Here is a 24,421-nt window from a genome sequence, read left to right as displayed (position 1 = left end):
GCTCAAGTTCAACTTTTTTTGTTAATGATTGATATTTTAGCTCGATTTTTTATCGAATCGTTTTTGTCGGATCATTATAGACGGCTTCATCTAGCGCGCCTTCAGAGTTCGCAACGATAATTGTACCGACCGCATCACCACATAAGTTGACAGACGTTCGGAACATGTCGACAATCCGGTCAATTCCGATGATGAGGGCGATTCCTTCAACTGGTAAATTAACAGAAGTGAGGACGAGCGACAACATAATGATTCCAGCACCTGGCATCGAAGCGGTACCGATTGATGCGAGAGTCGCTGTTAAAATGACGATAATGTAATCAGAAGGAGTTAAATGAGCTCCGTACACTTGGGCGATGAAAATGGTCGCAACCCCTTGCATAATGGCAGTACCGTCCATGTTAATCGTTGAACCGAGTGGCAAGGTGAAAGAAGAAACTTTCTTATCCACCCCTAAGCTTTCTTCCGCAGTGCGTAAGAAAATCGGAAGAGCGGCTGCTGAACTCGCGGTTGAGAAGCCGATTGACATCGGGGGAATGATTTTTTTGAAGAAGATGAACGGATTCACCTTTCCGAAAATGCGCAATAAAATAATATATACAATTAACATGAAGAACAGACCGATGAGAACGCTTCCTAAATATTTTAATAAAGGCCAAATCGCTTCATAGCCTAACATCGCAAACGTGCGGGTAATGAGTGCGAACACCCCGATTGGTGCGACGAGCATAATGATACCGACCATTTTTAAAAACAAATCATTTAATTCAAGTGTTAATTTTTTGATTGTTGGTACTTTTTCTTGTAAAAGAGTCATCGTCACCCCGAACATAATCGCGAAGAAGATGATTTGTAGCATATTCCCTGAAGCGAGTGCTTCGATTGGATTAGAAGGGACAATATTAATTAAAATATCCGAAAATGGTGCTGCTTCATTGACAGATACTTCCCCTTCTTGAACTGCTCCTAAATCGACATTTTTCCCTGGATTCAATGTTAAACCGACGAGCAAAGCTAAACTGATTGCGATCGCTGTCGTCGACAAATAATAAATTAATGTTTTACTACCGATACGTCCGAGCTGTTTAATGTCGCTAAGTGAAGATACTCCGACAGCTAATGAGAAGAACACAACAGGAACGAGTAACATTTTTAAAGCGTTAATAAACATCGTTCCAAGTACATATAAGACACCCCCGACGAGGAAATCATCTTTCCATTTCGCATCAGGTAAAGAATATAAAATAATACCGATGACAATCCCGATGACGAGGGCGAGTAAGATTTTAGAGGTTAAACCAAGTTTCCGTTTTTTCATTTGATCACTCCTTTAAATTTTCACAATAGATTTATAATAGACAATAGAAAAAAATAATGCAACCGCTTTCAGACAGGAAGTAAAATCTGATAGGAGGATGAGCGAGAAGAAAAGGGGTGGAACGCTGTTAATTTTATAATGAAATAGTAAAAGGAAGATTATAAAAATATTTTTAAAATAGTATTTCATTTCAAATTATTCAGAAATAATAAGATAAGATATGGGAGTTATTATGAAAAAAATAAGAAAATAGTCTCTATTATCACTTTTTTATATCATGTTATCAGAAAATAATGTATAGTAAAGAATATTATTTAAAAATAGGAGATGTCGTAGTTGGAAACACGAAAAGCATCCTTCTTCCAAGGATTTTTGAATCGAATCGAAAAAGTAGGGAATAAATTACCGCATCCAGTCACTTTATTTGCGGGACTTGCTGTTTTAGCTTTAATTTTATCTTCTATCATTTCATATTTTGGTGTAACCGTCGAACATCCAGGAAAACCTGGTGAAATGATTCAAGTGAAAAACTTATTAAATGGTGAAGGGATTCATTATATCATTACGAATATGACGAAAAACTTCATCGAATTCGCGCCACTCGGTGTCGTCTTATTGACGATGCTCGGGATTGGGGTAGCGGAAGGGTCTGGTTTAATTAGTGCGGTGTTGCGCGGATTCGTCATGTCTGTGCCGAAACGCCTCATTACATTAGGACTCGTATTTGCCGGCGTGATGTCAAGTGTCGCATCAGATGCGGGATATGTCGTATTACCTCCGCTCGGTGCTGTCATTTTTGCAGCGCTCGGCCGTCACCCATTAGCCGGACTTGCGGCAGCTTTTGCAGGTGTCTCTGGTGGATTTAGTGCGAACTTATTTTTATCAGGAACAGACGCAATGCTCGGAGAATTTACGATTACGGCAGCGGCAATTATCGATCCGGAATATGCTAAATTGATGAACGTTGGAATGAACTATTACTTCATCATCATTTCTGTTTTCGTTTTAACATTTGTCGGTGCGTTCGTGACAGAAAAGATTGTCGAACCACGCCTCGGTGAATATAAAGGAGACTACCGTGAAAAAATCGAAGGTCTCACAAAAATCGAGAAAAAAGGATTGTTATTTGCTGGACTTTCAATTTTAGTATCAGCTGTTCTCGTTTCCCTTCTCGTCATTTTCCCAGGTGCTCCTTTACGCGGTGTTGAAAATGAGATGCCGATCATTCGCTCGCCATTCATGCAGTCACTCGTACCGATTATCGCCTTTTTATTTTTTGTACCAGGTCTCGTTTACGGTAAAGTGACGAAATCGATTAAAAATGATAAAGATGTAGCAGGTATGATGTCTGCGACGATGTCTTCGATGGGGATGTTTATCGTACTCGCTTTCACAGCGAGCCAGTTCGTCGCATTTTTCGTTGAATCGAATATGGGTCTCGTCCTCGGTGTGTACGGTGCTCAATTTTTACAAAGTATTCATTTAACGGGAATTCCTTTATTGTTAGTGTTTATTTTAATCGCAGCCTTCATTAACTTATTTATCGGAAGTGCTTCTGCGAAATGGGCGATGATGGCCCCAGTATTCGTGCCGATTATGATGCGTCTCGGTTATTCACCAGAATTAACGCAAATGGCTTATCGTATTGCGGATTCATCAACGAATATCATTTCACCGTTGATGACGTATTTCGCACTCATTATCGCATCAGCACAAAAGTATGATAAAAATATGGGAATTGGAACACTCATTTCAGTGATGTTCCCGTATTCTATTTTCTTCTTAATCGTTTGGACGATTACATTAATTGCTTGGATGACGCTCGGAATCGACCTCGGTCCAGGCAGTCCGATTTATTACGGAAATTAAAAAAATGCAATGTCACTTTTTATCGTGACATTGCATTTTTTCTTTGAAAAGAAGCCGAAATGAGCGTATTCTATAGAGAGTAGTAGATAGAAGAGAGGGGTTTTTACAAATGGTAATTGTGTACGCAAACGGTCAATGGGTGAATGAAAATGATGCAGTGATTCCAGTCGATGAACGCGGTCATCAATTCGGAGATGGTGTTTATGAGGTGACGCGTATTTATGAAGGGAAACCTTTCATGATGCGTGAACACGTAGAGCGTCTCGTGAAAAGTGCAGAAGCGATTCGCATGGATCTTGGCATGACAGTAGAAGAGATTGAATCGCTCATGATGGAAGCGGTCGAGCGCTCAGGAGAGAAAAATTGTGACGTATACATTCAAATAACACGTGGTATTGCGAAGCGTGGTCATTTATTCCCGAAAGATGTAAAACCGTCGATTACGATGACAGTACGCCCGATGGAAGTTATCGCGATGGAAGAACGCTTGGCAGGGAAAACAGCGATTTTCCATGAAGATGAACGTTGGAAAAACTGTTATATTAAATCATTGAACTTACTTCCGAACATTTTAGCGAAACAAGTCGCAAACGATGCGGGTGCTTACGAGGCGATTTTAATTCGCGACGGCTATGTAACAGAAGGGACGAGTTCAAATATTTTCATCGTTCAAAACGGAGAATTAGTGACACGTCCTTTATCGAATTATATTTTAGCAGGGATCACACGTATGCGTGTCGAACAACTTGCAGAGCAATTAAATATTCCATTTGTTGAACGTGAATTTACGAAAGAAGACGTTCTTGAAGCAGAAGAAGTGTTTATGACGAGCACGACAAACGAAGTGTTACCACTCGTTGAAATCGACGGTACGACAATCGGTTCAGGTGTTGCAGGTCCTGTGACAGAGCGTGTCGCGAAACAATTTTTACAGACGGTATAAAAATGTGTACTGAAGAATGGATTCAAACGTACGATGAATCGCATCGTCCTTTATCGCGACAAACGAGAGACGATGTGCATAAACTTGGATTATGGCATGACACATTCCATTGTTGGCTCGTTGAGCGAGATACCGTTTTACTTCAAAAGCGTAGCACAATGAAAAAAGACTTCGCTTCTCTTTATGATGTAACGGCAGCAGGACATCTTCAAGCGGAAGAAACGATAGCGGATGGCGTGCGCGAACTTGAAGAAGAGCTCGGTTTGAAGCGAAATATTGAAGATTTAACATTCGGAGCGGTCATTCGGGATACGATTCAAATTGGTGACTGGATCGACCGTGAGTTTACTCATGTTTATTTTCATAGCGGTCCCTTTGAACCGGAACAATTTACACTACAAACAGAAGAAGTAGAAACATTAGTATGTGTGTCGAAACGACAATTGATTCAGTTGTTTGAAGGACAAAGCGAGTTTGTCGATACGGAAGATATATTTACAGGAGAGCGACAATGTATTGCGTTCCGACAGTTTGTGCCACATGAGCGCAACTATTATGCGCAATGTGCAAAGCTTTTAAAAACGATTTAAACGATGGACGGCTTCAAAAAATTAAGGGAATGACTTAAATTTTGAAGCCGCATCGTGTATACTATATGTGGAAGTTAAGAACTGAAAACGTTGATAGGAAGTAGTAGTAATTTCGACTTTTAAAGAGAGTTAGCGGGTGGTGTGAGCTAATAAAGCGAAATGATGAATCCGTCCTGGAGTTGCTTATTCTCAAATGATAAGCCGGTTGAGAACCGTTATTTTTTTCAAAGTGAGCTCATCATGGGCTAATTTGGGTGGCAACGCGGGTAGTTCTCGTCCCTATATGAGGGGATATGAGGGCTTTTTTTATGCAAAAAAATAAAGAAAAGAGGAGAATGAATATGTTAGATGCAAAATTGTTGCGCAATGATTTTGAAGGCGTGAAAGCAAAGTTAGAACGTCGTGGAGAAGATATTTCAGAATTAGATCAGTTCCAAGGATTGGACGATGAACGACGTGAATTAATTTCAAAAGTAGAAGTACTGAAAGCGCGCCGTAATGAAGTGTCACAACTCGTCGGTCAAAAGAAGAAAAATAAAGAAGATGCTGATGCAGAAATTAAAGAAATGCGTGAAGTGGGAGAAGAGATAAAAGCGCTCGATACGCGACTTCATGAAGTAGAAGAAAAATTAAATTACGTGCTCATGCGCATTCCAAACATTCCGCATGAGTCAGTTCCAGAAGGCGAAACGGAAGACGATAACGTGGAAATTCGTACGTGGGGAGAACTTCCACAATTCGATTTCGAACCGAAACCCCATTGGGATCTCGGGACAGATTTAAATATTTTAGACTTTGAACGCGCAGCGAAAGTAACGGGAAGTCGTTTCGTCTTTTATCGCGGCTTAGGTGCTCGTTTAGAACGTGCTGTTTTGAACTTTATGGTCAATTTACATGCGGATGAACACGGTTATGAAGAGTTAATTCCACCGTATCTCGTCAATCGTGAAAGTTTGACAGGCACGGGACAACTTCCGAAATTTGAAGAAGATGCTTTCTTAATTGAAGAAGAAGATTACTTCTTAATCCCGACATCTGAAGTGCCAACGACGAACTTTTATCGCAACGATATTTTAGATGCGGCGGACTTACCGCAAGCTTTCACATCACATAGCATGAACTTCCGCTCTGAAGCAGGATCTGCGGGTCGCGATACGCGAGGTTTAATTCGTCAACATCAATTTAGCAAAGTAGAACTCGTCCGATTCGTGAAACCGGAAGATTCATATGCAGAATTAGAGAAGTTGACAGGACATGCCGAGAAAGTGTTACAGCTTCTTGAATTGCCATATCGTGTCGTCGACATTTGTATGGGAGACCTTGGCTTTACAGCTGCGAAAAAGTTCGACTTAGAAGTGTGGATGCCGACACAAGGGGTATATCGTGAAATCTCTTCATGTTCAAACTTTGAAGATTTCCAAGCGCGTCGTGCGAATATCCGCTTCCGTCGTGAAAAAGGAGCGAAACCAGAATACGTTCATACGTTAAATGGTAGTGGCCTTGCCGTCGGTCGTACGGTTGCCGCGATTTTAGAAAATTATCAACAAGGAGACGGCTCGGTCGTCATTCCAGAAGTGCTTCGTCCGTATATGGGTGGCAAAGAAAAAATTGAATGCCCTGTAAAATAGTAAAAAGAGAAACGCTTTTACTCGAGCGTTTCTCTTTTTTTTGCTTTTTTCTTCCGTCTTAACTCTCTAAAAAAATCGGACAAAAGCCGACCACATCGTTCGGCAAATAAGCCTGTTTCAATCGTAGCTGTATGGTTCAGTCGCTCATCTTCTAATAACTGGTAGAGCGAGCGTACCGTGCCACCTTTTGCATCAGGAGCGGCGTAGACGACACGGGGGATACGCGATTGCATAATCGCTCCCGAGCACATCATACAAGGCTCTAGCGTGACATAGAGAGTCGTCTCTTCCAAGCGCCAACTGCCAATTGCCCGGCAAGCTTCGTCAATCGCGAGCATCTCCGCATGCATGCTGGCTCGTTGTGTCGTTTCTCTTCTATTGTAGCCGCGCCCAATGATTTTCCCGTTATGTACGACGACCGCACCGATTGGAACTTCGCCGATTTGTGCTGCTTTTTTCGCTTCTAAAATGGCGCATTGCATAAAATAGATGTCACTTGCCCATTCGTTCATTTCATCACCTTTTCATATTTCACCGTTAAGTCTATGTTAAAATAGACAGTACGAAAAAGAAAGAAGGAGTGTCCGATGGTGATTCCATTTATCGCAGTTGAAGGTCCGATCGGTGTCGGAAAAACATCATTGACAGAAGCGTTAGCCCAAGAGTTTGATTATGTCGCACTACATGAAATTGTCGATGAAAACCCATTTTTAAATAAATTTTATGAAAATATTGAAGAGTGGAGTTTCCAGACGGAAATGTTCTTTTTATGCAATCGCTATAAGCAGTTAGGAGATATTCAAAAGCATACGTTAAGTGAAAATCGCCCTGTCGTTGCAGATTATCACATTTTCAAAAATTTAATCTTTGCAAAACGTACATTGCAGGAAGAAGAATATGAGAAGTATGCAGAAATTTATCGCATTTTAACACGCGACGTCCCGATGCCGAATATCATTGTGTATTTAACGGCAAGTTTAGAAAAATTACAAGAGCGTATCGAGTTAAGAGGTCGCACGTTTGAACAACAAATCGATCCGAATTATTTAGTGCAACTGACGGAAGATTATGCACAGTTTATGGAAGATTTTGAACGTGTTCATCCCGAAGTTCCCGTTTTACGTTTTGACGGAGATGCTTTTGATTTTGTACATAGTGAAGCGGATCGTGCACATATTGTCCGAGAAGTGAAAAAAGTGTTGGAGGAAATGAAATGATGGAATTAAGAGAGAAGTATAAAATCCCACGCAATGCGATTATTACAGTAGCGGGGACAGTTGGAATTGGAAAGTCCACGATGACGAATGCGGTAGCCGATGCGCTCAATTTTCGTACATCTTTAGAAAAGGTAGATACAAATCCGTATTTAGAGAAATTTTATGCAGATTTTGAAGCGTGGAGCTTTCATTTACAAGTTTATTTTTTGGCGGAACGTTTTAAGGAGCAGAAGCGCATGTTTGAATACGGGGGTGGTTTCGTACAAGATCGTTCGATTTATGAAGATACGGACATTTTTGCGAAAATGCATTACGAAAAAGGAACGATGAACCCTGTCGATTATAAAACATATACAGAACTTTTCGATGCAATGGTGAAAACCCCTTATTTCCCTCATCCTGATGTGCTCATCTATTTAGATGGTCCGTTTGAAACGATTATCGAGCGTATTCAAGAAAGAGGACGTCCGATGGAACAAGAAACGCCATTATCGTATTGGGAAGAGATGTATAAACGTTACACCGCTTGGATTGATCATTTTAATGCTTGTCCTATTATGCGCATTGATATTACGGAATATGATTTAAAAGAAAGACCAGAAGAAGTGGAAATTATCATTGAACGGATTGGGTATTTTATTCGCGAGTCATCGAAGTATCGTCCGTAGTATAGATTCCCCTCATACGATTCATGATGAGGGGATATTTAAATTATAAATTTTGAATCTCTGTGACGAGGTGTAAAGACATGCGTTCTAAGTCTTGGACCGTTGCTTGTAAATCATCTAATACGTGCACAATTGATTTCACTTCATTGTTTGTCAATTCACTTTGGTGAATGAGTTGATCTGTTGAATGAACAATTCCTTCAAAGTTCTGAGAAACACTTGTCGTCGTTGTAGTAGATTGATTCATCAATTTTGTTAACTGCGCGATGAACTTTGTCATTTCATCAATTCGTTGATCGGTTGCTTCAATTAAGCTTGTCACATTGCCGATTGCGTTTTTCGTTTCCTCTGCTAAATTGCGTACTTCTGTTGCGACAACGGCAAAACCAGCCCCATGTTCGCCAGCACGTGCTGCTTCGATAGCAGCATTGAGCGCGAGTAAATTCGTCTGATCTGCAATCGTTGTAACTAATTTAACAATATCTCGTATTTGATTGGAAGAAGTACTGAGTTGCTTCATTTTTTCGATTAATTGTTGAATAGAAGCACTTGTATTAGCAATGTCTTCTCGTTGTTTTAATAAGAGTGCATTGCCTGCTTGAGATTGAGACTCTGCATTCATCACAATTTGGTGACTGTCTATTGCACTTGTTTCAATAGTTTGTGCTTGTCTTGCAAGTTGTTCAATGGAGCGTTTTGTTTCAGCGCTAATCGCTGACAGTTCTTCAGAAGACTGAGTGATGGATTGTTGCATCGCATGCTTTAATTCATTTTCGCGTTCACGTAAATCTTCGAGTTCCATATCATATGCTTCAATGACGAGTTGTTGTTCTAGATTAATCAGTTTATTGAAAGCGATCATGATGGATTCCTGTTGCTCTTTTGAAAGCGGTAAGCTAAAAATGAATTGGACAAAAGCATTGGAGAAGCGAGAGAAAGAGCCAATGTACCATTTTGGATCAAGCTCAATCATGACATGCTTTTTAGCAATTTGTCTGCGTTGTTCTAAAAAGGCAGCATCGATTTTTGCATCAAAAAGTGCAGAAAAATGAATGGCTAATGTTTTTTTTAATCGCTCTGTTGTACTATGTGTATTGATGATTTTTTGTAAATGTGGAATCTTTTCTAAGCCCTCATAAAACGCCTCGGTTGTCGTGTGTAACAACTCTTTTTTATAGGGAGTGAGTAATTGTAAATACGTTAAATCTTGGATAGTTAAATCAATGAGTTTCAGTTGAGCTTCTACTTCGGGATAATCAGACAATCGAATCCATACATGGGAAGCAGTTGGTTCGGCTGCATAATTGGGAGCGGCAGCGTCGTTTTTTCTTTGGAAAAATCGTTTCATGGCGAAGTACTCCTTTAATATAAAATAATAAATAGACAAACTACCAAAGTTTGAGAATGAAAATACAAAGTAGCCTATTTATATATTATACAATGAAACAAATTCTAAAAACGAAAAAATATCGAAATAAGCTAAAAGGTATTAAAACTAATATGTATTTGACTTATTGTAAAGTTCATTTACATAAAAATAACATAGGATTTATATAAAAGTTATTTTGACATAACAAAACCCCGTAACGTTTTTCATGTTAGGGGATTTTGTTAGTGGTATTATTTAAAAAATTCATCGTAAAGTGATTTGAGGACACGTGTTTCATCCGCTGTTAAAATGCCGAATACTAAACTGACTTCGGAAGAACCTTGGTTAATCATTTGAATGCTTGCGCCTGACCGACTAATCGCTCCAGCAGCACGTGAAGCGAGTCCAAGTGTATGACGCATCCCTTCCCCTACAAGTACAACCATCGATAAATCTTTCTCCAAGTGTACGTGGTCAGGTTGCAGTTCTTCTTGAACACGTTCGATGACGCGTTTTTCGTTTTCTGGTGTTAAATACTCAGTCCGTAAAATGACAGACATATTATCAATACCAGAAGGTGTATGTTCGAATGAAATGCCTTCGTCTTCTAAAATTTCAAGCAATTTACGCCCGAATCCGAGCTCTTGGTTCATTAAGTATTTATCGACGTACAACGTAGCGAAGCCGTCATCCGCTGCAATTCCGACAACTGGTCGGTTTGAAGGTTTTTTTCGTTCACTAACAATCATCGTACCTGGCGCTTCAGGATTGTTCGTATTTTTAATGCAAACAGGAACTGATTTACGGAAAGCGGGCATGAGTGCTTCGTCATGGAATACTGAGAAGCCGGCATAAGCGAGTTCTCGCATTTCACGATACGTCATTTCTTTAATGGCTTCTGGTTCGTCCACGACCATTGGGTTTGCGGCGAATACAGAATCGACGTCCGTAAAGTTCTCATACAATGTAGCATCTGTTGCGGCAGCGAGTAATGAACCTGTAATATCAGACCCTCCGCGGTTAAATGTACGCAATGTGCCGTTTTTCGTAAATCCGAAAAATCCTGGGAAGACGATGATTCCTTTTTCATCTTTTAATTTTGCGAGCTGCTCATCACCTTCTGGAAGTGCCTGAACACGTGCAGGGCGTTCATTGACGAGTAAGCCACCTTCTTTTGGAGAAACGTAGCGCGCTTCAACTCCGAGTGATTGGAAGTAAGCGGCGATCAATTTTGCGTTATTATCTTCTCCTGCTGCTTTCATCGAGTCCATAAACAATACTTCATCTTCTTTAGAAGATTGAACACGCTGCTCGATATCTTGGCGAATCGTTTCGATAATTTTTGGGTCAATGTTCAATTCTTGCGCGATTTCTTCGTATCGTGCGATCACATTTGCGCAAGCTTCTGTCGTATCTTCATTATTTAAAGCACGGTTTGCGAGCTCAATTAGAAGGTCTGTCACTTTCGTATCGTCACTTGAACGTTTGCCTGGTGCTGAGACGACGACAATTTTTCGTTCTTTATCTGAAAGAACGATGTCGACGACTTTTTTAATTTGTGTTGCTGATGCTACGGATGTTCCACCAAATTTACATACTTTCATTATTATCAGATCCTTACATTCGTTTTAATAGTCAAAAAATTCGTGCTATACTTTATAATATAGAAAATACACTTGTTATTCAATCCATTTTTTCTTATAATGTCCTTATGCAAAGTACGTTTGTTTTTTCATAGTGTACAGATAGTGAGGAGAATCGTCAAATGAAAAAGGAAATTAATATCGGTTTATTAGGTTTTGGAGTAGTAGGTAGTGGGGTTGCACAAATTTTATTAAATCATCAAACAGATTTACAGCATAAACTTGGGGTATCAGTTCAAATTAAAAAAGCGATGGTGCGCAATCTTGATAAAGAACGTGATACGAAACTCTCGAAAGATATTTTCACGACATCACTCGATGACATTTTATCGGATGATTCAATTGATTTGATTGTAGAAGTAATGGGAGGAACGACGGACGCGAAAGATGCGATCGAGCGTTCATTACAAGCAGGTAAAGGGGTCGTCACAGCGAATAAAGACGTCATGGCGGAAGTCGGACCGAAATTATTGAAAATCGCAGACGAAAATGGTTGTGACTTATTTTATGAAGCGAGTGTCGGCGGCGGTATTCCGTTAATTCGTACATTGGAAGATGGACTCGCATCAGACCGCATTCATGCTTTAACAGGAATTGTCAATGGAACGACAAACTTCATGTTGACGAAGATGAAAGAAGAAAATATGTCATACGATGCAGCACTCGCTTTAGCGACAGAATTAGGCTTTGCGGAAGCGGACCCGACAGCGGATGTCGACGGCCTCGATGCAGCGCGCAAAATGGTCATTTTAGCATCGCTCGCATTCTCGACAGAAGTGAAGTTAGAAGATGTTTACGTGCGTGGTATTCGCGAAATTAAAGATGGTGATGTGGAACTTGCGGATCGTTTCGGTTACACAGTGAAGCTCGCAGGAACAGCGAAAAAAGACGAAAATGGTATCGAAGTAGCGGTAGAACCTGTCTTTTTACCGAATGCTCACCCGCTCGCATCCGTTAATAATGAAATGAACGCGGTATATGTATACGGAGATGCAGTCGGAGAGACAATGTTTTACGGACCAGGAGCAGGTTCACTTCCAACGGCAACATCTGTCACAGGAGATATCGTTGCAGCGTGCCGCAACTTATTGTTAGGTGTGAACGGAAAACGTAAACACGCACCACAATACGAGCGCAAAGTGAAAGATGACGCACAGAAATATTCACGTTACTTCCATCGCATTCGCGTAAAAGATGAAGTGGGCGTGCTCACACATTTAACATCGATTTATAGTGATAATGGTGCAAGTTTGGCAACGGTCATTCAACAAATGGATGAAAATAACGAAACAGATTTGATCATCATTACACATGAGATTTCGCGCAAGCAACATCTCGACATTTTAGATACATTAAAACAAACAGATAGTGTACTCGGATTATCAAGCTATTACCGAGTGGAAGGGGAATAATTTATTATGAGACGTTGGAACGGTTTAATCGAGGAATATAAAGAATGGCTACCCGTATCAGAAGCGACACCTGAATTAACTTTACAAGAAGGGAACACACCACTTATCCACCTGAAAAACTTATCAGCGGAATGGGGCGTGAACGTGTACGTTAAAACGGAAGGTTCTAACCCGACTGGTTCATTTAAAGACCGCGGAATGGTGATGGCGGTAGCGAAAGCGAAAGAAGAAGGAAAGACAGCATTAATTTGTGCATCGACTGGGAACACATCAGCTTCTGCGGCAGCATACGGTGCGCGTGCAGGGATGCGTACAATCGTCGTCATTCCTGAAGGGAAAATTGCGCTCGGAAAATTAGCGCAAGCGAAAATGTACGGAGCGGACATCGTCGAAATCGAAGGAAACTTTGACGAAGCATTAAATATGGTACGCGAAGTAGGCGAAGGCCAAATCGCGCTCGTTAACTCGGTTAACCCTTACCGTTTAGAAGGTCAAAAGACGATTGCATTTGAAGTGATCAATCAATTGGATGGTCAAGTACCTGATTACTTCGCTCTTCCAGTCGGAAACGCTGGAAATATTTCAGCAGCATGGAAAGGGTTCACAGAATATCAAGCGAAAAAAGGCGGAGAACGCCCGACATTGCTCGGTGTTCAAGCAGATGGCGCAGCTCCAATTGTATACGACCGAGTCTTTGAAGAACCAGAAACAGTCGCAACAGCGATTCGTATCGGAAATCCAGCGAGCTGGCATTTAGCGACGGCGGCACTTGAAGAATCGAACGGTCACATTATGAGCGTGACAGATGAAGAAATTTTAGAAGCGTATAAAATGCTCGCATCACGCGACGGCGTATTCGCAGAACCTGCATCATGTGCGACAATTGCGGGACTTAAAAAACGCATCGAAGCAGGCGAAATTGAAAAAGGCGCAACAGTAGTTGGAATTTTAACAGGAAATGGTTTAAAAGATCCGGAAACTGCGATTGAAGTGAATAAAGATGAGCCGATTTTATCGAAAGATGAATTCACTGCCTTTTTAAAAGATTTACAAGAAGGAAAAGCGTAATGGATCAGCCGAAGTTTACTGTCGTCGTCCCGGCGACAACTGCAAACCTCGGACCAGGTTATGATTGTTTCGGCTTAGCATTAGATTTAACAATGGAAGTGCGCGTGTATGAATCGGATCGTTGGCATGTTGAATATCGTGAAAAAGAGTATGCGAGTTTAACAAGTGGCGAAAGCAATTTAATCGTGAAGACGATTCTCGGCACTGCAAAATTTGCAGGGCGTTCGATTTCACCTCACGTGCTCGTCGTTTCATCTAATATTCCTTTAGGAAAAGGTTTAGGAAGCAGTGCTTCTGCGATTGCGGCGGGAGTGGAAATTGCAAATGAAATTTTGCAGCTTGACTTGTCGATGCAACAAAAACTAGAGCTCGGCACGACATTTGAAGGTCATGCGGACAATGTCAATGCGGCTATTCATGGTGGTTTCGTTCTCTCTTATTATAAAAATGGAGAGCTTGACTATGTGGCATTAGACGCACCGAAAGTCGGGGCACTCATTTTAGTGCCTGACGTGCAATTAGCGACATCAGAGTCACGCAGTGTCATCCCAGAAGTCATCAATCATGCAGAAGCGACAGCGGGCAGTGCGGCCGGACATTTATTCGTCGCAGCGATTGCGAATGAACAGTGGTCGCTCGCAGGTAAAATGCTCGAACGTGATACGTTCCACGAGCCGTTTCGCAAAAAGATGTTTCCACATTTTGATGAAGTACGAGCGCTCGTGAAATCATCTGGCGCTTATGGAATGACGATTAGTGGAGCAGGTCCTTCTCTATTTGTTCTTATGCCGGAGGACCGTGTCGCTGAAGTAGCGCAAGCTGTGCGCAAACATTATCCTGTGTACGAACCGATTGAAGCTCATCCAAGCAATAAAGGGACATATGTTCAATAAATGAAACAGTCGACGACTCCGTCGACTGTTTTTTTGTAACGAAATCGTTCTTGCTTCGTCTACTTCAATAAGGAGGGGATAACATGAAAAAATGGAGTATGTTCATCCTAATCAGCTGTTTAAGTTTGCTCGTCGCTTGTCAAACTCAAAGTGACGGAGATTTAGAAGGAAAGGATGACGGAACGATGCTAGAAGGATGGTATATCACTTCAATAGAGGATAAGTCGTTTCACGGAGTTGGAAAAATGACAAAAGATGCTGAGCGAAATGATTATATTATCTTTTCTTACCCGGAATCGTCGAACCTTCGAGTTGGTCAGAAGGTGAATATTGAAACGAATGGCATTGTGATGGAATCATATCCTGGACAAATGAATGCATTGGATGTAAAAGTCATTGAAGAAAAACAAGACGGAGCAACACATTCAGAAGAGGAGTTTATCCGTGAATTACAAAAGGTAGCATCTGATGCTGAGGAGCATGGGGGATTAGTAGAACAAAATCATACCTTTACACCAATCATTCAAAATGTAGCATATGATCCTAGTGAAGATCGTTGGGAAGCAGAGGGAACTTACTTATGGAGAAATGACGAGTGGCAAGCCATTTGGGTAAAAGATGAGCCATTAGAATGGCTGAGAAGCACAGGAGAAATCGATGATGAAGCGTTCGGTAAAGAAGTTCACGAAGCATTTCAACGTGCGACACCGTTTACAGAGATTATGAACATGATCGGACCAGATGCTACTGTCGTCTACGGTAATCATTTGTATGATATTTGGTTAGATAAAGAGCAGCGTGTTCGAATAATGGAGAAGTCCGATGAGCAAAATATGTATGTATTACAAGAAGATGATGCAAAGCGCGTTAGACAGTATTTAGAAAGCCTCGAACCACCTAAGTAAGGCGTATTGAAATCGATGTATAAAAAAACGTTGAAACAATATTTAGAGATTTTGTAAATATTGTTTCAACATCAGTTTATGATAAAAGTTTATTGAAATTCGAATTTTAAAAGTGAAAAAAACATAAAAAAACTGTTCCATCAATCGGAACAGACATTTGAAAAAATATGGCGGAGGAAGAGGGATTCGAACCCCCGCGGGCTTTGACACCCCTGTCGGTTTTCAAGACCGATCCCTTCAGCCGGGCTTGGGTATTCCTCCGTGGTTTATATGATGTCCTCATTCGGACAATATCTAATATATCAGCTATATTTAAAAACGTCAACCCTCTTTTAAAAAGTTTTTTTAAAGATGTTTGGAATTGTTGAGAGTTGATTTTTTGCAAAAAGATGATATACTTAAAAATGCCGTGCTAGGTGGGGAATTAGCGGTGCCCTGTACTTGCAATCCGCTTCAGCAAGACTGAATCCCTTCTCGAGGCTTCTCGTATTGTAGAGTCTGCCTCATGCACGTAGTGTTGACGTTTGGGTCCTGCGCAATGGAAACCCATGAACCATGTCAGGTCCGGAAGGAAGCAGCATTAAGTGGATCATTTCATGTGCCGCGGGGCAGCCTAGGCTGAGCTGGCGACATGAGTAACGTCTATGTGCGGTCGTCGACGGAAGGTGCGCGGCATAATTAAGAATTTTCAACAGTCACTTCATTGAGAAGTGGCTGTTTTTCATTTGTCGATGAGTTGTAGAGTGAGTATAGAAAAAGTTATTTTTTATGCTCACTCTTTTCTTGCGCACTTTTTGTATATTGAAGATGCTTTTTGATGTAAAAGAACAATAGAAAAGAAAGAAGGAGTGCAATAAATCTAAGTAGTTTCACGAACCAAGGTGTGAAACCAAATACAATGGCGCACACAGCATAAGCAATCCAAGCGAAAAATGTTAAAAACAATAAAGCAGGCCGTGCTTTTCTATATTTGTATAAATGTGACTGTTTGGCATTATGCAAAATACTCTCTCCTTTACGTCTTGTATAGTGTAGGCTAGGACATTCTAAAGATAAATACAGCATATCGCAGGACGTAATTATTGTACAAAATGATTGTCGTTTGCGTAAATGTTCTCGCTATTTGCAAAGTAACATAAAGACGTGAGAAAATGGTATAATAAACGAATGAGAAAAAAGAAAGGAAGCGACGTGAATGATTCATCAATCGTTTTATCGTGCGTATCGCCCACAAACGTTCGGAGATATGTCAGGACAAGCGTTAGTGAAGCAGACGTTACAAAATGCTTTACTCCATAATCGAACGACTCACGCTTATTTGTTCTCCGGACCTCGTGGGACTGGGAAGACGACGACGGCTAAAGTGTTTGCGAAAGCTTTGAACTGTGAGCGTGGACCAGCACCTGAACCTTGTAATGAATGTGAGACGTGCTTGAGCATTACAGAAGGTTCAAATACAGACGTCATTGAATTTGATGCTGCTTCGAACTCACGGGTGGAAGAGATGCGTGAAATTATCGGAAAAGTTCACGTAGCTCCAGCTCGGTCGCCTTATAAAGTGTACATTATTGATGAAGTACACATGTTATCGAATTCGGCATTTAATGCGCTTTTAAAAACATTAGAAGAGCCGCCGAGTCATGTCGTGTTCATTTTAGCGACAACCGAACCGCATAAAATTCCACTGACCATTATTTCACGCTGTCAACGATTCGACTTTAAGCCGTTAACGAATGAAGAAATCATCGATCGTTTGTCTGTCGTATTGGATGATATTGAAGTGACCGCGGAAAAAGGAGCACTTCAAGTCATTGCACAGGCGGCTTCCGGTGGGATGCGAGATGCGCTCAGTATGTTGGATCAAGTCGTCGCCTTCAGTAGCGACACCATTACGATAGACGCAGCCTTGCTCGTCACAGGCTCGATCAGTGAAGATCGCTTTTATGAATTGACTGATGCACTCGTTTCAAACGACCCGAAACGAGCATTGTCGATCATCGATGAATTGATGCAAGAAGGGAAAGATGAACTGCGTCTTGTCGAAGATAGCATCACATTGTTCCGGGATTTCCTTCTATTGAAAACGGCTAACGACTCTGGACATCTTTTACAAATGATTCAAGATCCAATAACGTTTCAGTCCGTCATTGAAAGGTTTACGGTAGAACAGCTCTATGCCTGTATCGACGTATTCGCTCAAGCGCAACAAGAGATGCGTTTTTCTAATTATGCACGTGTCTACATCGAGTCGGCATTATTGAAAATCATCCATATGATGTCAATCGCTCCAGCAGCGACTGTAGAAGCTCCTGTTGACGAAAATGTTCAACAACAGCTCGATGATTTACGTAAAACAGTATTTGATTTACGTCAACTCGTTGAAAATCGTCCAGCCCCTGCAAAACAAGTGAAACAAGCATCGAGAGCACCGCAACAAAAACCTGTCATTCGGGTGCCAAAAGCGAAAGTAGAAGGGGTATTAGCAGAAGCGACGAAACAAGATCTCGTTCAATTGCGCTCGCTATGGGCCAATTTAATGCAAGCTTTAACGAAATCGCATGCAGCACTTTTGGAAGAAACAGAACCCGTCGCAGCATCTTCGAGTGCTTTTGTGTTAAAATTCAATTATGATATTCATTGTTCCATCGCCCTTGAAAAAGAGCTTTTGCGAGATGAATTGTTGCGCACATTACAACAGTTTTTACAAAAGCCGTACGATGTCATTTACGTTCCAGAAGAACAGTGGCAAAAGATTCGGTCTGAATTTATCGCAACGAAGATGAATCGCTCAGAAGAAGTAGAAGAACAAGCAGAAGAAGCTTTCGAAATGCATGATGTGGCAGATGAACAAGAGCATATCGTTCAAGCGACTGAATTGTTTGGTGACATTGTGACAGTCGTCGACGAATAAAAATTATTGAGGAGGCATACAATTATGCGTGGTATGGGAAATATGCAAGGTATGATGAAACAAATGCAAAAAATGCAAAAGAAAATGACAGAAGCTCAAGAAAAATTAGGGGAAGAGCGCATCGTCGGAGAAGCGGGAAATGGTATGGTGAAAGTGACGGTTTCAGGACATCGTGAAGTGCTCGATATCGAAATCGATCCAGAATTAGCAGATCCAGATGATGTGGAAATGTTACAAGACATCATCATCATCGCAACGAATGACGCATTGAAAAAAGCGGAACAATTGTCTGAGAGCACGATGGGACAATTCACGAAAGGCTTAAACTTACCAGGAATGTTCTAGGAGGCGTCCAATGCATTATCCAGAACCAATTTCAAAGTTGATTGATAGTTTTATGAAATTGCCGACAATCGGCCCGAAAACAGCGAGTCGTCTCGCTTTTTTCGTGTTAAATATGGAAGAAGATACAGTGCTCGACTTTGCGAAAGCACTCGTCGACGCGAAACGAAATATTCATTTCTGTTCGGTCTGTGGTCATATTACAGATGTAGACCCTTGTCACATATGTCAAGATCAATCGCGAGATGAGTCGATGATCTGTGTCGTCCAAGACCCGAAAGATGTCATCGCAATGGAAAAAATGCGCGATTATAATGGTCGTTATCACGTTTTACACGGTGCGATTTCGCCGATGGACGGAGTAGGGCCTGAAGATATTAACGTACCTAGTTTATTGACACGCCTGCAAGATGAGCGCGTGCAAGAATTAATTTTAGCGACGAATCCGACAGTAGAAGGGGAAGCGACAGCGATGTATATTTCGCGTCTCGTGAAACCATCTGGTATTAAAACGACACGAATTGCGCACGGTTTACCGGTTGGAGGCGACTTAGAGTATGCGGATGAAGTGACGCTTTCTAAAGCGATTGAAGGGCGGCGAGAATTATAATGTTTCGTCTATTTCGTAAACATTCAGTCCGTCAAGAGTTTGATGATCGTTTCATGGAATTATTACAAGAATTAAAAGAAGAGTGGGAACAAGCCCGCGAACTTGAAGAACTTGTACGTGATTATGATGAACACGTGATTGCCAAACGCAAAATAGCAGAAAGTAAATATTTTTATATGTTTAAAGAAGCGAGAGAACGCAACATTCGTTTAAATCGCCGTTTTTAAAAGCTGTCACAATCGGATAACGGTTGTGACAGCTTTTTTATTTATGATGGATTACTTCTATCGTATCGTGTGCGAATTAAAAGTATGTGATGTAAAATTCATATTAACAACGTATGGTAGAAAGAAGGAGTGAATGAGATGAAAATATTAGTAGTAGATGATGATCGTCACATTGTAGAGTTAGTCTCGATTCATTTACAAGAAGCGGGTTACAAAGTGATGAAAGCATATGATGGGGAAGAAGCCCTCACATTAGTAGAAAATGAAATTCCAGACCTCGCCATCGTTGATGTGATGATGCCGAAGATGGATGGTTACACATTGACGAAAGAATTGCGAGCGTATGATGATATACCTGTGCTCATGTTGACAGCAAAAGGAGAATTAGAAGATAAAGAACGCGGGTTTACAGCAGGGAGCGATGACTATGTCGTCAAACCATTTGAACCTCAAGAATTATTGTTCCGTGTTCGTGCCATTTTACGTCGTTATGATAAGGCAACGGACGATCAAATTATCGCAGGTCCATTAAAAATTGATCGCCAACGCTACGAAGTACACATTCAAAATAAAACTTTTTTACTTCCATTGAAAGAATTCGATTTACTTTCCTTACTTGCTTCCCGACCAGGACATGTGTATGCGCGTGATTTTTTAATCGAGCGCGTGTGGGGATATGATTATGAAGGGGATGAACAGACGTTAAACGTTCATATTAAACGTTTGCGTGATAAATTAGCTCCATTTGAAGATGAAGTGAAAATTGTGACGATGCGTGGCGTTGGGTATAAATTTGAGGTCGTGGGCGAATGAAATCATTGTACGGAAAATTTTTAGCGATGACTGCGATCATTATGGTGATGAGTACAGTCATCGCCTTTTTAATCGTCAATACGTATTACCATCAAAATATGAAGGAAGAAAATTCAGCGAAAAACATATCGATTGTTCAACAAATCGCGACATACATTGAATCGGAACAGCCGCCTAACTTAGAATTCTTTTTACGCACGGAAGCGGCGGTCGGTTATAAACTCGTTCTCGTTTCACCAACGGAAGAAATCGAATTTTTCGGAGCGCCTTTTCGTGAACATAATCTAGCGCAAGAAGCGATTGATCAAGTATTGGACGGACAAGTGTACAACGGCATGCAAAACTTTCCGACGGAAACGTTTATGACAGGATTTTTCGCGGATGAGTCATCGAATACTGTCGGAAGTCCTGTTTTATATCAAGGGGATCGGTATGCTTTGTTTTTACGTCCAGATATTAAATTATTGTTTACGGAAGTTCATTTGTTATTAGGTGGAATGGTTATTGTCATTGCCATTATCAGTTTTTTGGCGATGTTGTTCTTTGCGAAAAAATTAATCGATCCAATTACAGAACTAACGAAAGCGACGAAACAGATCGGTGATGAGAAATTCGTCGAGTCACTCGATATCGCGCGCCAAGATGAAATTGGACAACTCGCTCAAAGTTTTAGTCAAATGGTAGAGCGTCTAAAACAAAATGATCAAATGCGTAAGCAGTTTATTAGCGACGTATCTCACGACTTCCAATCTCCTTTATTAAATATTCGGGGGTACGCTTCTTTATTAAATAAACGAGAGGTAGACGAAGAGACCCGTCAACAATATGCATCGATTATTGAATCGGAGACAGAACGTTTATCGACATTGACGAAACAGTTATTGTTGTTAACTTCACTTGATCAACTGAAGACGCCGTTGCAAAAGAAAACGTATGCTTTAGACGAACAAATACGGGACGTCGTGCGCAATTATCAATGGCAAATTGTGAATAAAGAACTTTCATTAGAGCTTGAAGTAGAGCCGATTACGTATCAAGGAGACCCTGCTTTTTTAGAAAAGGTGTGGGATAACCTTATTTCCAATGCGGTGAAATACACGGAGCAAGGTAGCATTCGAATCTCGTTAAAAGAGCTTTCAGAAGAGATTGTCTTTTGTATTGAAGATAGTGGCATAGGGATAGAAGAAGAACATATGCCTCAATTATTCGAACGTTTTTACCGAGCGGATTCTTCTAGAACGAAAGAAATTGAAGGGACGGGTCTCGGCTTAGCGATCGTTCAACAAGTAGTAGAACTTCATAGTGGCACGATTGATATGAAGAGCGAATTAGATAAAGGAACAAAGATCACCGTCTATTTGCCAAAGAAAAACGAAAAATAATATTATGTTTAAGTTCGGTTCACTCTCCGTTCATGTAGAAATTTTAAACTGTGAATACAGTGTGAAGTAGAAGGAGAGGAAATCGATATGTTACAACAAACATGGAGTATACGTTTAATTCGTATTTCAGCAATTTTTGGTTTAATCGGAGCAGTGCTCGGTTCACATATGGCAGGTTCTGGATCTTACGGATTCCGACCAATTCATGCCCATATTTTATTAGTCGGTTGGTTATCAGTATTTGCATGGGGAGCATTTTATCGCATCTTTAAAGTGCGTGCTTCTAAATTAATTACAGCGCATGGTTGGACAGGGATTATCGGTTCAATCGGATTAACAGCAGGCATGTGGTTACAATTTATGGAGCCTTTCCAAATCAATCCGACGATTTCGTTAATTTTCTATATCGTAGGTGGCTCAATTTTATTAATTAGTTTTGCTTTATTCATCGTCGTTACTTTCTTTATCGAAAAGGATGAGAAATTCGTATGAATAAAAAAAGATGGTTTTCATTAGCAGCGATTTGGCTCGTAGCGACGATTATTTTAAGTGTCGTCGCTCCTGGAGCTAAAGAATTTACACTGCCCAATAAAAATGGCGGTTTACCAGAAGATCGTTTATCAGTCGAAGCAGAACAACTTGTAAAAGAATACTTCCCAAACGACGAGGGAATGCCACTCTTTGGCGTGTTGTATAAAGAAGAAGGTTTGACAGAAGAACAAATTGCCGAATTTGGAGAAGCGCTTCTAAAAGTAGGGGAAAATCCTTTATTGGAAGAGGCGACGATTACGAATTTGGATGAGTTGAGTGAATCGATTAAAAAGCGTCTTATTTCGGAAGATGGAACGACATTTTTCACATCGATTACATTACCAGCAGGTGATAATGACAAAGTTCACCAACAAGTAACATTGATAGCTGAAGAATTAACAGAATATTCAGATAAAAGTGATGTGGAATTAAATTGGACAGGTCCTGCAGCGATTGCGTCCGATGCAATCACATTATTTAGCGAAGCGAATGTCGTTTTATTACTGGCGACCGTCGGCTTAATTTTCGTCTTATTGTTGCTCATTTACCGTGCTCCTTTATTGACGCTTATTCCGTTGATCGGAGCTGGAATCGTCTATGTTGTCGTCGATAAAATTATCGGCTTATCAGCAAAAGCGGAATGGTTTGTGACGGAGAGTCAAGCGTTATCGATTATGACAATCTTATTATTTGCAGTTGTCACCGACTATTCACTTTTAATTTTCTCGCGTTTCCGTGAAGAGTTACGCCGTCATGAATCGGTGAACGATGCGATGCGTGAAGCGATGAAACATGTGCGAGAGCCTATTTTCTTCAGTGGAAGTACGATTGTGCTCGGAATGGCCACATTGTTCTTCTCTCTTTACGAGCCGTACCGCAACTTCGCTCCTGTCTTTGCGATTGCAGCTGCCGTCATGTTAATTGCGGGGCTCACTTTGCTCCCGGCATTGTTTGCGATTTTCGGTCGCGTTGCCTTTTGGCCGTTCATTCCGAAATACGGAGAGCGCGTGAAAGAAAAACGTACGATTTGGCGTAAAGTGGCGGATGTCGTCACCGCAAAACCTTTAACATTTTTAATTCCAGTCGTTCTCGTATTAGGCGTCGGCGCTTGGAATATGACAAACATGAAAACGTCGTTTGATTTAATTGAATCATTCCCAGAAGATCTATCTTCTCGCGTCGGATATGAGCGATTAGGCGAAGGATTTTCGAAAGGAAGTCTCGCTCCAGGAACATTGCTCATGATTCGTGATGAAGATTGGACAGAAGATACATTGAAAGAAAAAATGGAACAATTGAATGAATTAGAAGGTGTACAATCCGTTCGTCCGACGGGTCATCCGTTAGCGGAAGATCATTTCAACGTGGCCAAATTGTCGATTACATTCGATGGTAATCCGTACGGTCATGAAGCGATGGATACGGTCGAAATGTTGAGAGACATGTCTAAAAAAGGCGATGAACTATATATCGCCGGAGAGACAGCGAAAAACGTCGACATCCGCGATATTAACGAGCGCGATACTTGGCTCGTCGTCGGCTTAATGACAGCGCTCATTGCGATTATGCTCGGTTTCCAAACGAAATCAGTCATCGCACCGATTTATATGGTCGGTTCTATTTTATTATCGTACGCTGCGACATTCGGATTTTCATTATGGATGTTCGATCTCGTACTCGATCAACAAACGATCGGTTATCGAATTCCGATGTACACATTCGTCTTCCTCGTGGCGCTCGGTGTCGACTACTCGATTATGTTGATTGCACGAATTCGAGAAGAGTTGAAACATCATGAGCTAGAAGAAGCGATTCGAATCGGAGTGGAACGAACAGGTGGTGTCATAAGTTCTGCAGGGTTAATTTTAGCTGCGACATTCCTCGTCTTAACGACGATGCCGGTCAATGAATTAAAATTGTTCGGTATGATGATGGCACTCGGTATTTTGCTCGACACATTCGTCGTGCGTCCGATCGTCATCCCAGCATTCGTCAAACTACTCGGCAAATTGAGCTTCTGGCCGAACCGTTAAACGAACAGTCGACGTTTGAGAACATTCTCAAACGTCGATTTTTTGGATG

Annotated in this window: 22 protein-coding genes, 1 tRNA gene, 1 other RNA gene and 1 other annotated feature; of the genes, 19 read left to right on the top strand and 5 right to left on the bottom strand. The window is 41.1% G+C overall.

Translation table 11 applies throughout. The features are described 5' to 3' along the window. Positions 1-49: 49 nt before the first annotated feature. Entirely contained in the window at positions 50-1,318 is a 1,269-nt protein-coding gene (locus tag IRY55_RS09475) for a dicarboxylate/amino acid:cation symporter (protein WP_194563069.1), read from the bottom strand. A 336-nt stretch (positions 1,319-1,654) separates the two neighbouring features. Between IRY55_RS09475 and IRY55_RS09470 the strand changes: the two genes are divergently transcribed. The 4 genes from IRY55_RS09470 to serS all read left to right on the top strand — a co-directional run bounded on the left by IRY55_RS09470 (position 1,655) and on the right by serS (position 6,348). Then, entirely contained in the window at positions 1,655-3,187 is a 1,533-nt protein-coding gene (locus IRY55_RS09470) for an AbgT family transporter (RefSeq protein WP_194563068.1), read from the top strand. A 109-nt stretch (positions 3,188-3,296) separates the two neighbouring features. Continuing rightward, positions 3,297-4,130 carry a D-amino-acid transaminase gene (dat, locus tag IRY55_RS09465; protein WP_194563067.1) on the top strand — a complete coding sequence of 278 codons (834 nt, stop codon included), beginning with the start codon at positions 3,297-3,299 and terminating at the stop codon, positions 4,128-4,130. A gap of 2 nt (positions 4,131-4,132) precedes the next feature. Continuing rightward, positions 4,133-4,720 (top strand): NUDIX hydrolase, encoded by a 588-nt coding sequence (locus tag IRY55_RS09460; protein ID WP_194563066.1) that lies wholly within the window; start codon positions 4,133-4,135, stop codon positions 4,718-4,720. Positions 4,721-4,801: 81 nt separating this feature from the next. Further along, positions 4,802-5,004, top strand: a binding site (T-box leader). A 57-nt stretch (positions 5,005-5,061) separates the two neighbouring features. Beyond that, complete coding sequence (serS, locus tag IRY55_RS09455) at positions 5,062-6,348, top strand: serine--tRNA ligase (protein ID WP_194563065.1); 1,287 nt, start codon at positions 5,062-5,064, stop codon at positions 6,346-6,348. 17 nt (positions 6,349-6,365) lie between these two features. Here serS and tadA read toward each other — a convergent pair whose 3' ends face one another. Further along, on the bottom strand, positions 6,366-6,860 hold the full coding sequence (gene tadA / locus IRY55_RS09450; RefSeq protein ID WP_194563064.1) for a tRNA adenosine(34) deaminase TadA: 495 nt from the start codon (positions 6,858-6,860) through the stop codon (positions 6,366-6,368). A gap of 75 nt (positions 6,861-6,935) precedes the next feature. On the opposite strand from tadA, the gene IRY55_RS09445 reads away from it, so the two are divergent. Beyond that, positions 6,936-7,565, top strand: a complete 630-nt coding sequence (locus IRY55_RS09445; protein WP_194563063.1) for a deoxynucleoside kinase — start codon at positions 6,936-6,938, stop codon at positions 7,563-7,565. Then, positions 7,565-8,233, top strand: a complete 669-nt coding sequence (locus IRY55_RS09440; RefSeq protein ID WP_194563091.1) for a deoxynucleoside kinase — start codon at positions 7,565-7,567, stop codon at positions 8,231-8,233. The genes IRY55_RS09445 and IRY55_RS09440 overlap by 1 nt, the downstream gene beginning before the upstream one ends. A 43-nt stretch (positions 8,234-8,276) precedes the next feature. Here IRY55_RS09440 and IRY55_RS09435 read toward each other — a convergent pair whose 3' ends face one another. After that, positions 8,277-9,581, bottom strand: a complete 1,305-nt coding sequence (locus IRY55_RS09435) for a globin-coupled sensor protein (protein ID WP_194563062.1) — start codon at positions 9,579-9,581, stop codon at positions 8,277-8,279. Positions 9,582-9,853: 272 nt separating this feature from the next. After that, positions 9,854-11,206 carry an aspartate kinase gene (locus IRY55_RS09430; RefSeq protein ID WP_194563061.1) on the bottom strand — a complete coding sequence of 451 codons (1,353 nt, stop codon included), beginning with the start codon at positions 11,204-11,206 and terminating at the stop codon, positions 9,854-9,856. A 161-nt stretch (positions 11,207-11,367) separates the two neighbouring features. On the opposite strand from IRY55_RS09430, the gene IRY55_RS09425 reads away from it, so the two are divergent. The 4 genes from IRY55_RS09425 to IRY55_RS09410 all read left to right on the top strand — a co-directional run bounded on the left by IRY55_RS09425 (position 11,368) and on the right by IRY55_RS09410 (position 15,523). Then, positions 11,368-12,657: a homoserine dehydrogenase gene (locus tag IRY55_RS09425; RefSeq protein WP_194563060.1), complete on the top strand. Its 1,290-nt coding sequence runs from the start codon at positions 11,368-11,370 to the stop codon at positions 12,655-12,657. A gap of 6 nt (positions 12,658-12,663) precedes the next feature. After that, the gene (gene thrC, locus IRY55_RS09420; protein ID WP_194563059.1) at positions 12,664-13,725 is read left to right on the top strand and encodes a threonine synthase; all 1,062 of its coding nucleotides are present in this window, start codon (positions 12,664-12,666) and stop codon (positions 13,723-13,725) included. Next, positions 13,725-14,618: a homoserine kinase gene (thrB, locus tag IRY55_RS09415; RefSeq protein WP_194563058.1), complete on the top strand. Its 894-nt coding sequence runs from the start codon at positions 13,725-13,727 to the stop codon at positions 14,616-14,618. The genes thrC and thrB overlap by 1 nt, the downstream gene beginning before the upstream one ends. Positions 14,619-14,701: 83 nt before the next feature. Continuing rightward, the gene (locus tag IRY55_RS09410; RefSeq protein ID WP_194563057.1) at positions 14,702-15,523 is read left to right on the top strand and encodes a DUF3221 domain-containing protein; all 822 of its coding nucleotides are present in this window, start codon (positions 14,702-14,704) and stop codon (positions 15,521-15,523) included. 168 nt (positions 15,524-15,691) lie between these two features. Here the strand turns inward: IRY55_RS09410 and IRY55_RS09405 are convergent. Further along, positions 15,692-15,784 (bottom strand) — tRNA-Ser (locus IRY55_RS09405). A gap of 146 nt (positions 15,785-15,930) precedes the next feature. On the opposite strand from IRY55_RS09405, the gene ffs reads away from it, so the two are divergent. From ffs to IRY55_RS09360, 9 genes are all read left to right on the top strand, one after another. Then, an RNA gene (gene ffs / locus IRY55_RS09400) (signal recognition particle sRNA large type) lies at positions 15,931-16,196 on the top strand. A gap of 522 nt (positions 16,197-16,718) precedes the next feature. Next, the gene (gene dnaX / locus IRY55_RS09395; RefSeq protein WP_194563056.1) at positions 16,719-18,434 is read left to right on the top strand and encodes a DNA polymerase III subunit gamma/tau; all 1,716 of its coding nucleotides are present in this window, start codon (positions 16,719-16,721) and stop codon (positions 18,432-18,434) included. A gap of 24 nt (positions 18,435-18,458) precedes the next feature. Next, a complete protein-coding gene (locus tag IRY55_RS09390) occupies positions 18,459-18,779 on the top strand; it encodes a YbaB/EbfC family nucleoid-associated protein (protein ID WP_194563055.1) in 321 nt (106 codons plus the stop codon). 10 nt (positions 18,780-18,789) lie between these two features. Continuing rightward, positions 18,790-19,386, top strand: coding sequence for a recombination mediator RecR (recR, locus tag IRY55_RS09385; protein ID WP_194563054.1), 597 nt, complete (start codon positions 18,790-18,792; stop codon positions 19,384-19,386). Next, positions 19,386-19,613 (top strand): YaaL family protein, encoded by a 228-nt coding sequence (locus tag IRY55_RS09380; protein ID WP_194563053.1) that lies wholly within the window; start codon positions 19,386-19,388, stop codon positions 19,611-19,613. The genes recR and IRY55_RS09380 overlap by 1 nt, the downstream gene beginning before the upstream one ends. A gap of 138 nt (positions 19,614-19,751) precedes the next feature. Then, positions 19,752-20,426: a response regulator transcription factor gene (locus IRY55_RS09375; RefSeq protein WP_194563052.1), complete on the top strand. Its 675-nt coding sequence runs from the start codon at positions 19,752-19,754 to the stop codon at positions 20,424-20,426. Then, entirely contained in the window at positions 20,423-21,808 is a 1,386-nt protein-coding gene (locus IRY55_RS09370; protein WP_194563051.1) for a sensor histidine kinase, read from the top strand. Before IRY55_RS09375 ends, IRY55_RS09370 begins: the two co-directional genes overlap by 4 nt. A gap of 87 nt (positions 21,809-21,895) precedes the next feature. Then, the gene (locus IRY55_RS09365) at positions 21,896-22,300 is read left to right on the top strand and encodes a hypothetical protein (RefSeq protein ID WP_194563050.1); all 405 of its coding nucleotides are present in this window, start codon (positions 21,896-21,898) and stop codon (positions 22,298-22,300) included. Continuing rightward, positions 22,297-24,372, top strand: a complete 2,076-nt coding sequence (locus IRY55_RS09360) for an MMPL family transporter (protein ID WP_194563049.1) — start codon at positions 22,297-22,299, stop codon at positions 24,370-24,372. The genes IRY55_RS09365 and IRY55_RS09360 overlap by 4 nt, the downstream gene beginning before the upstream one ends. Positions 24,373-24,421: the final 49 nt, after the last annotated feature.

The organism is Savagea serpentis, from assembly GCF_015351395.1.
In the GTDB taxonomy this organism is placed as follows: domain Bacteria; phylum Bacillota; class Bacilli; order Bacillales_A; family Planococcaceae; genus Savagea; species Savagea serpentis.
The sequence above is the reverse complement of the archived record's forward strand: the minus strand, read 5'-3'. Positions and strand labels throughout refer to the sequence as shown.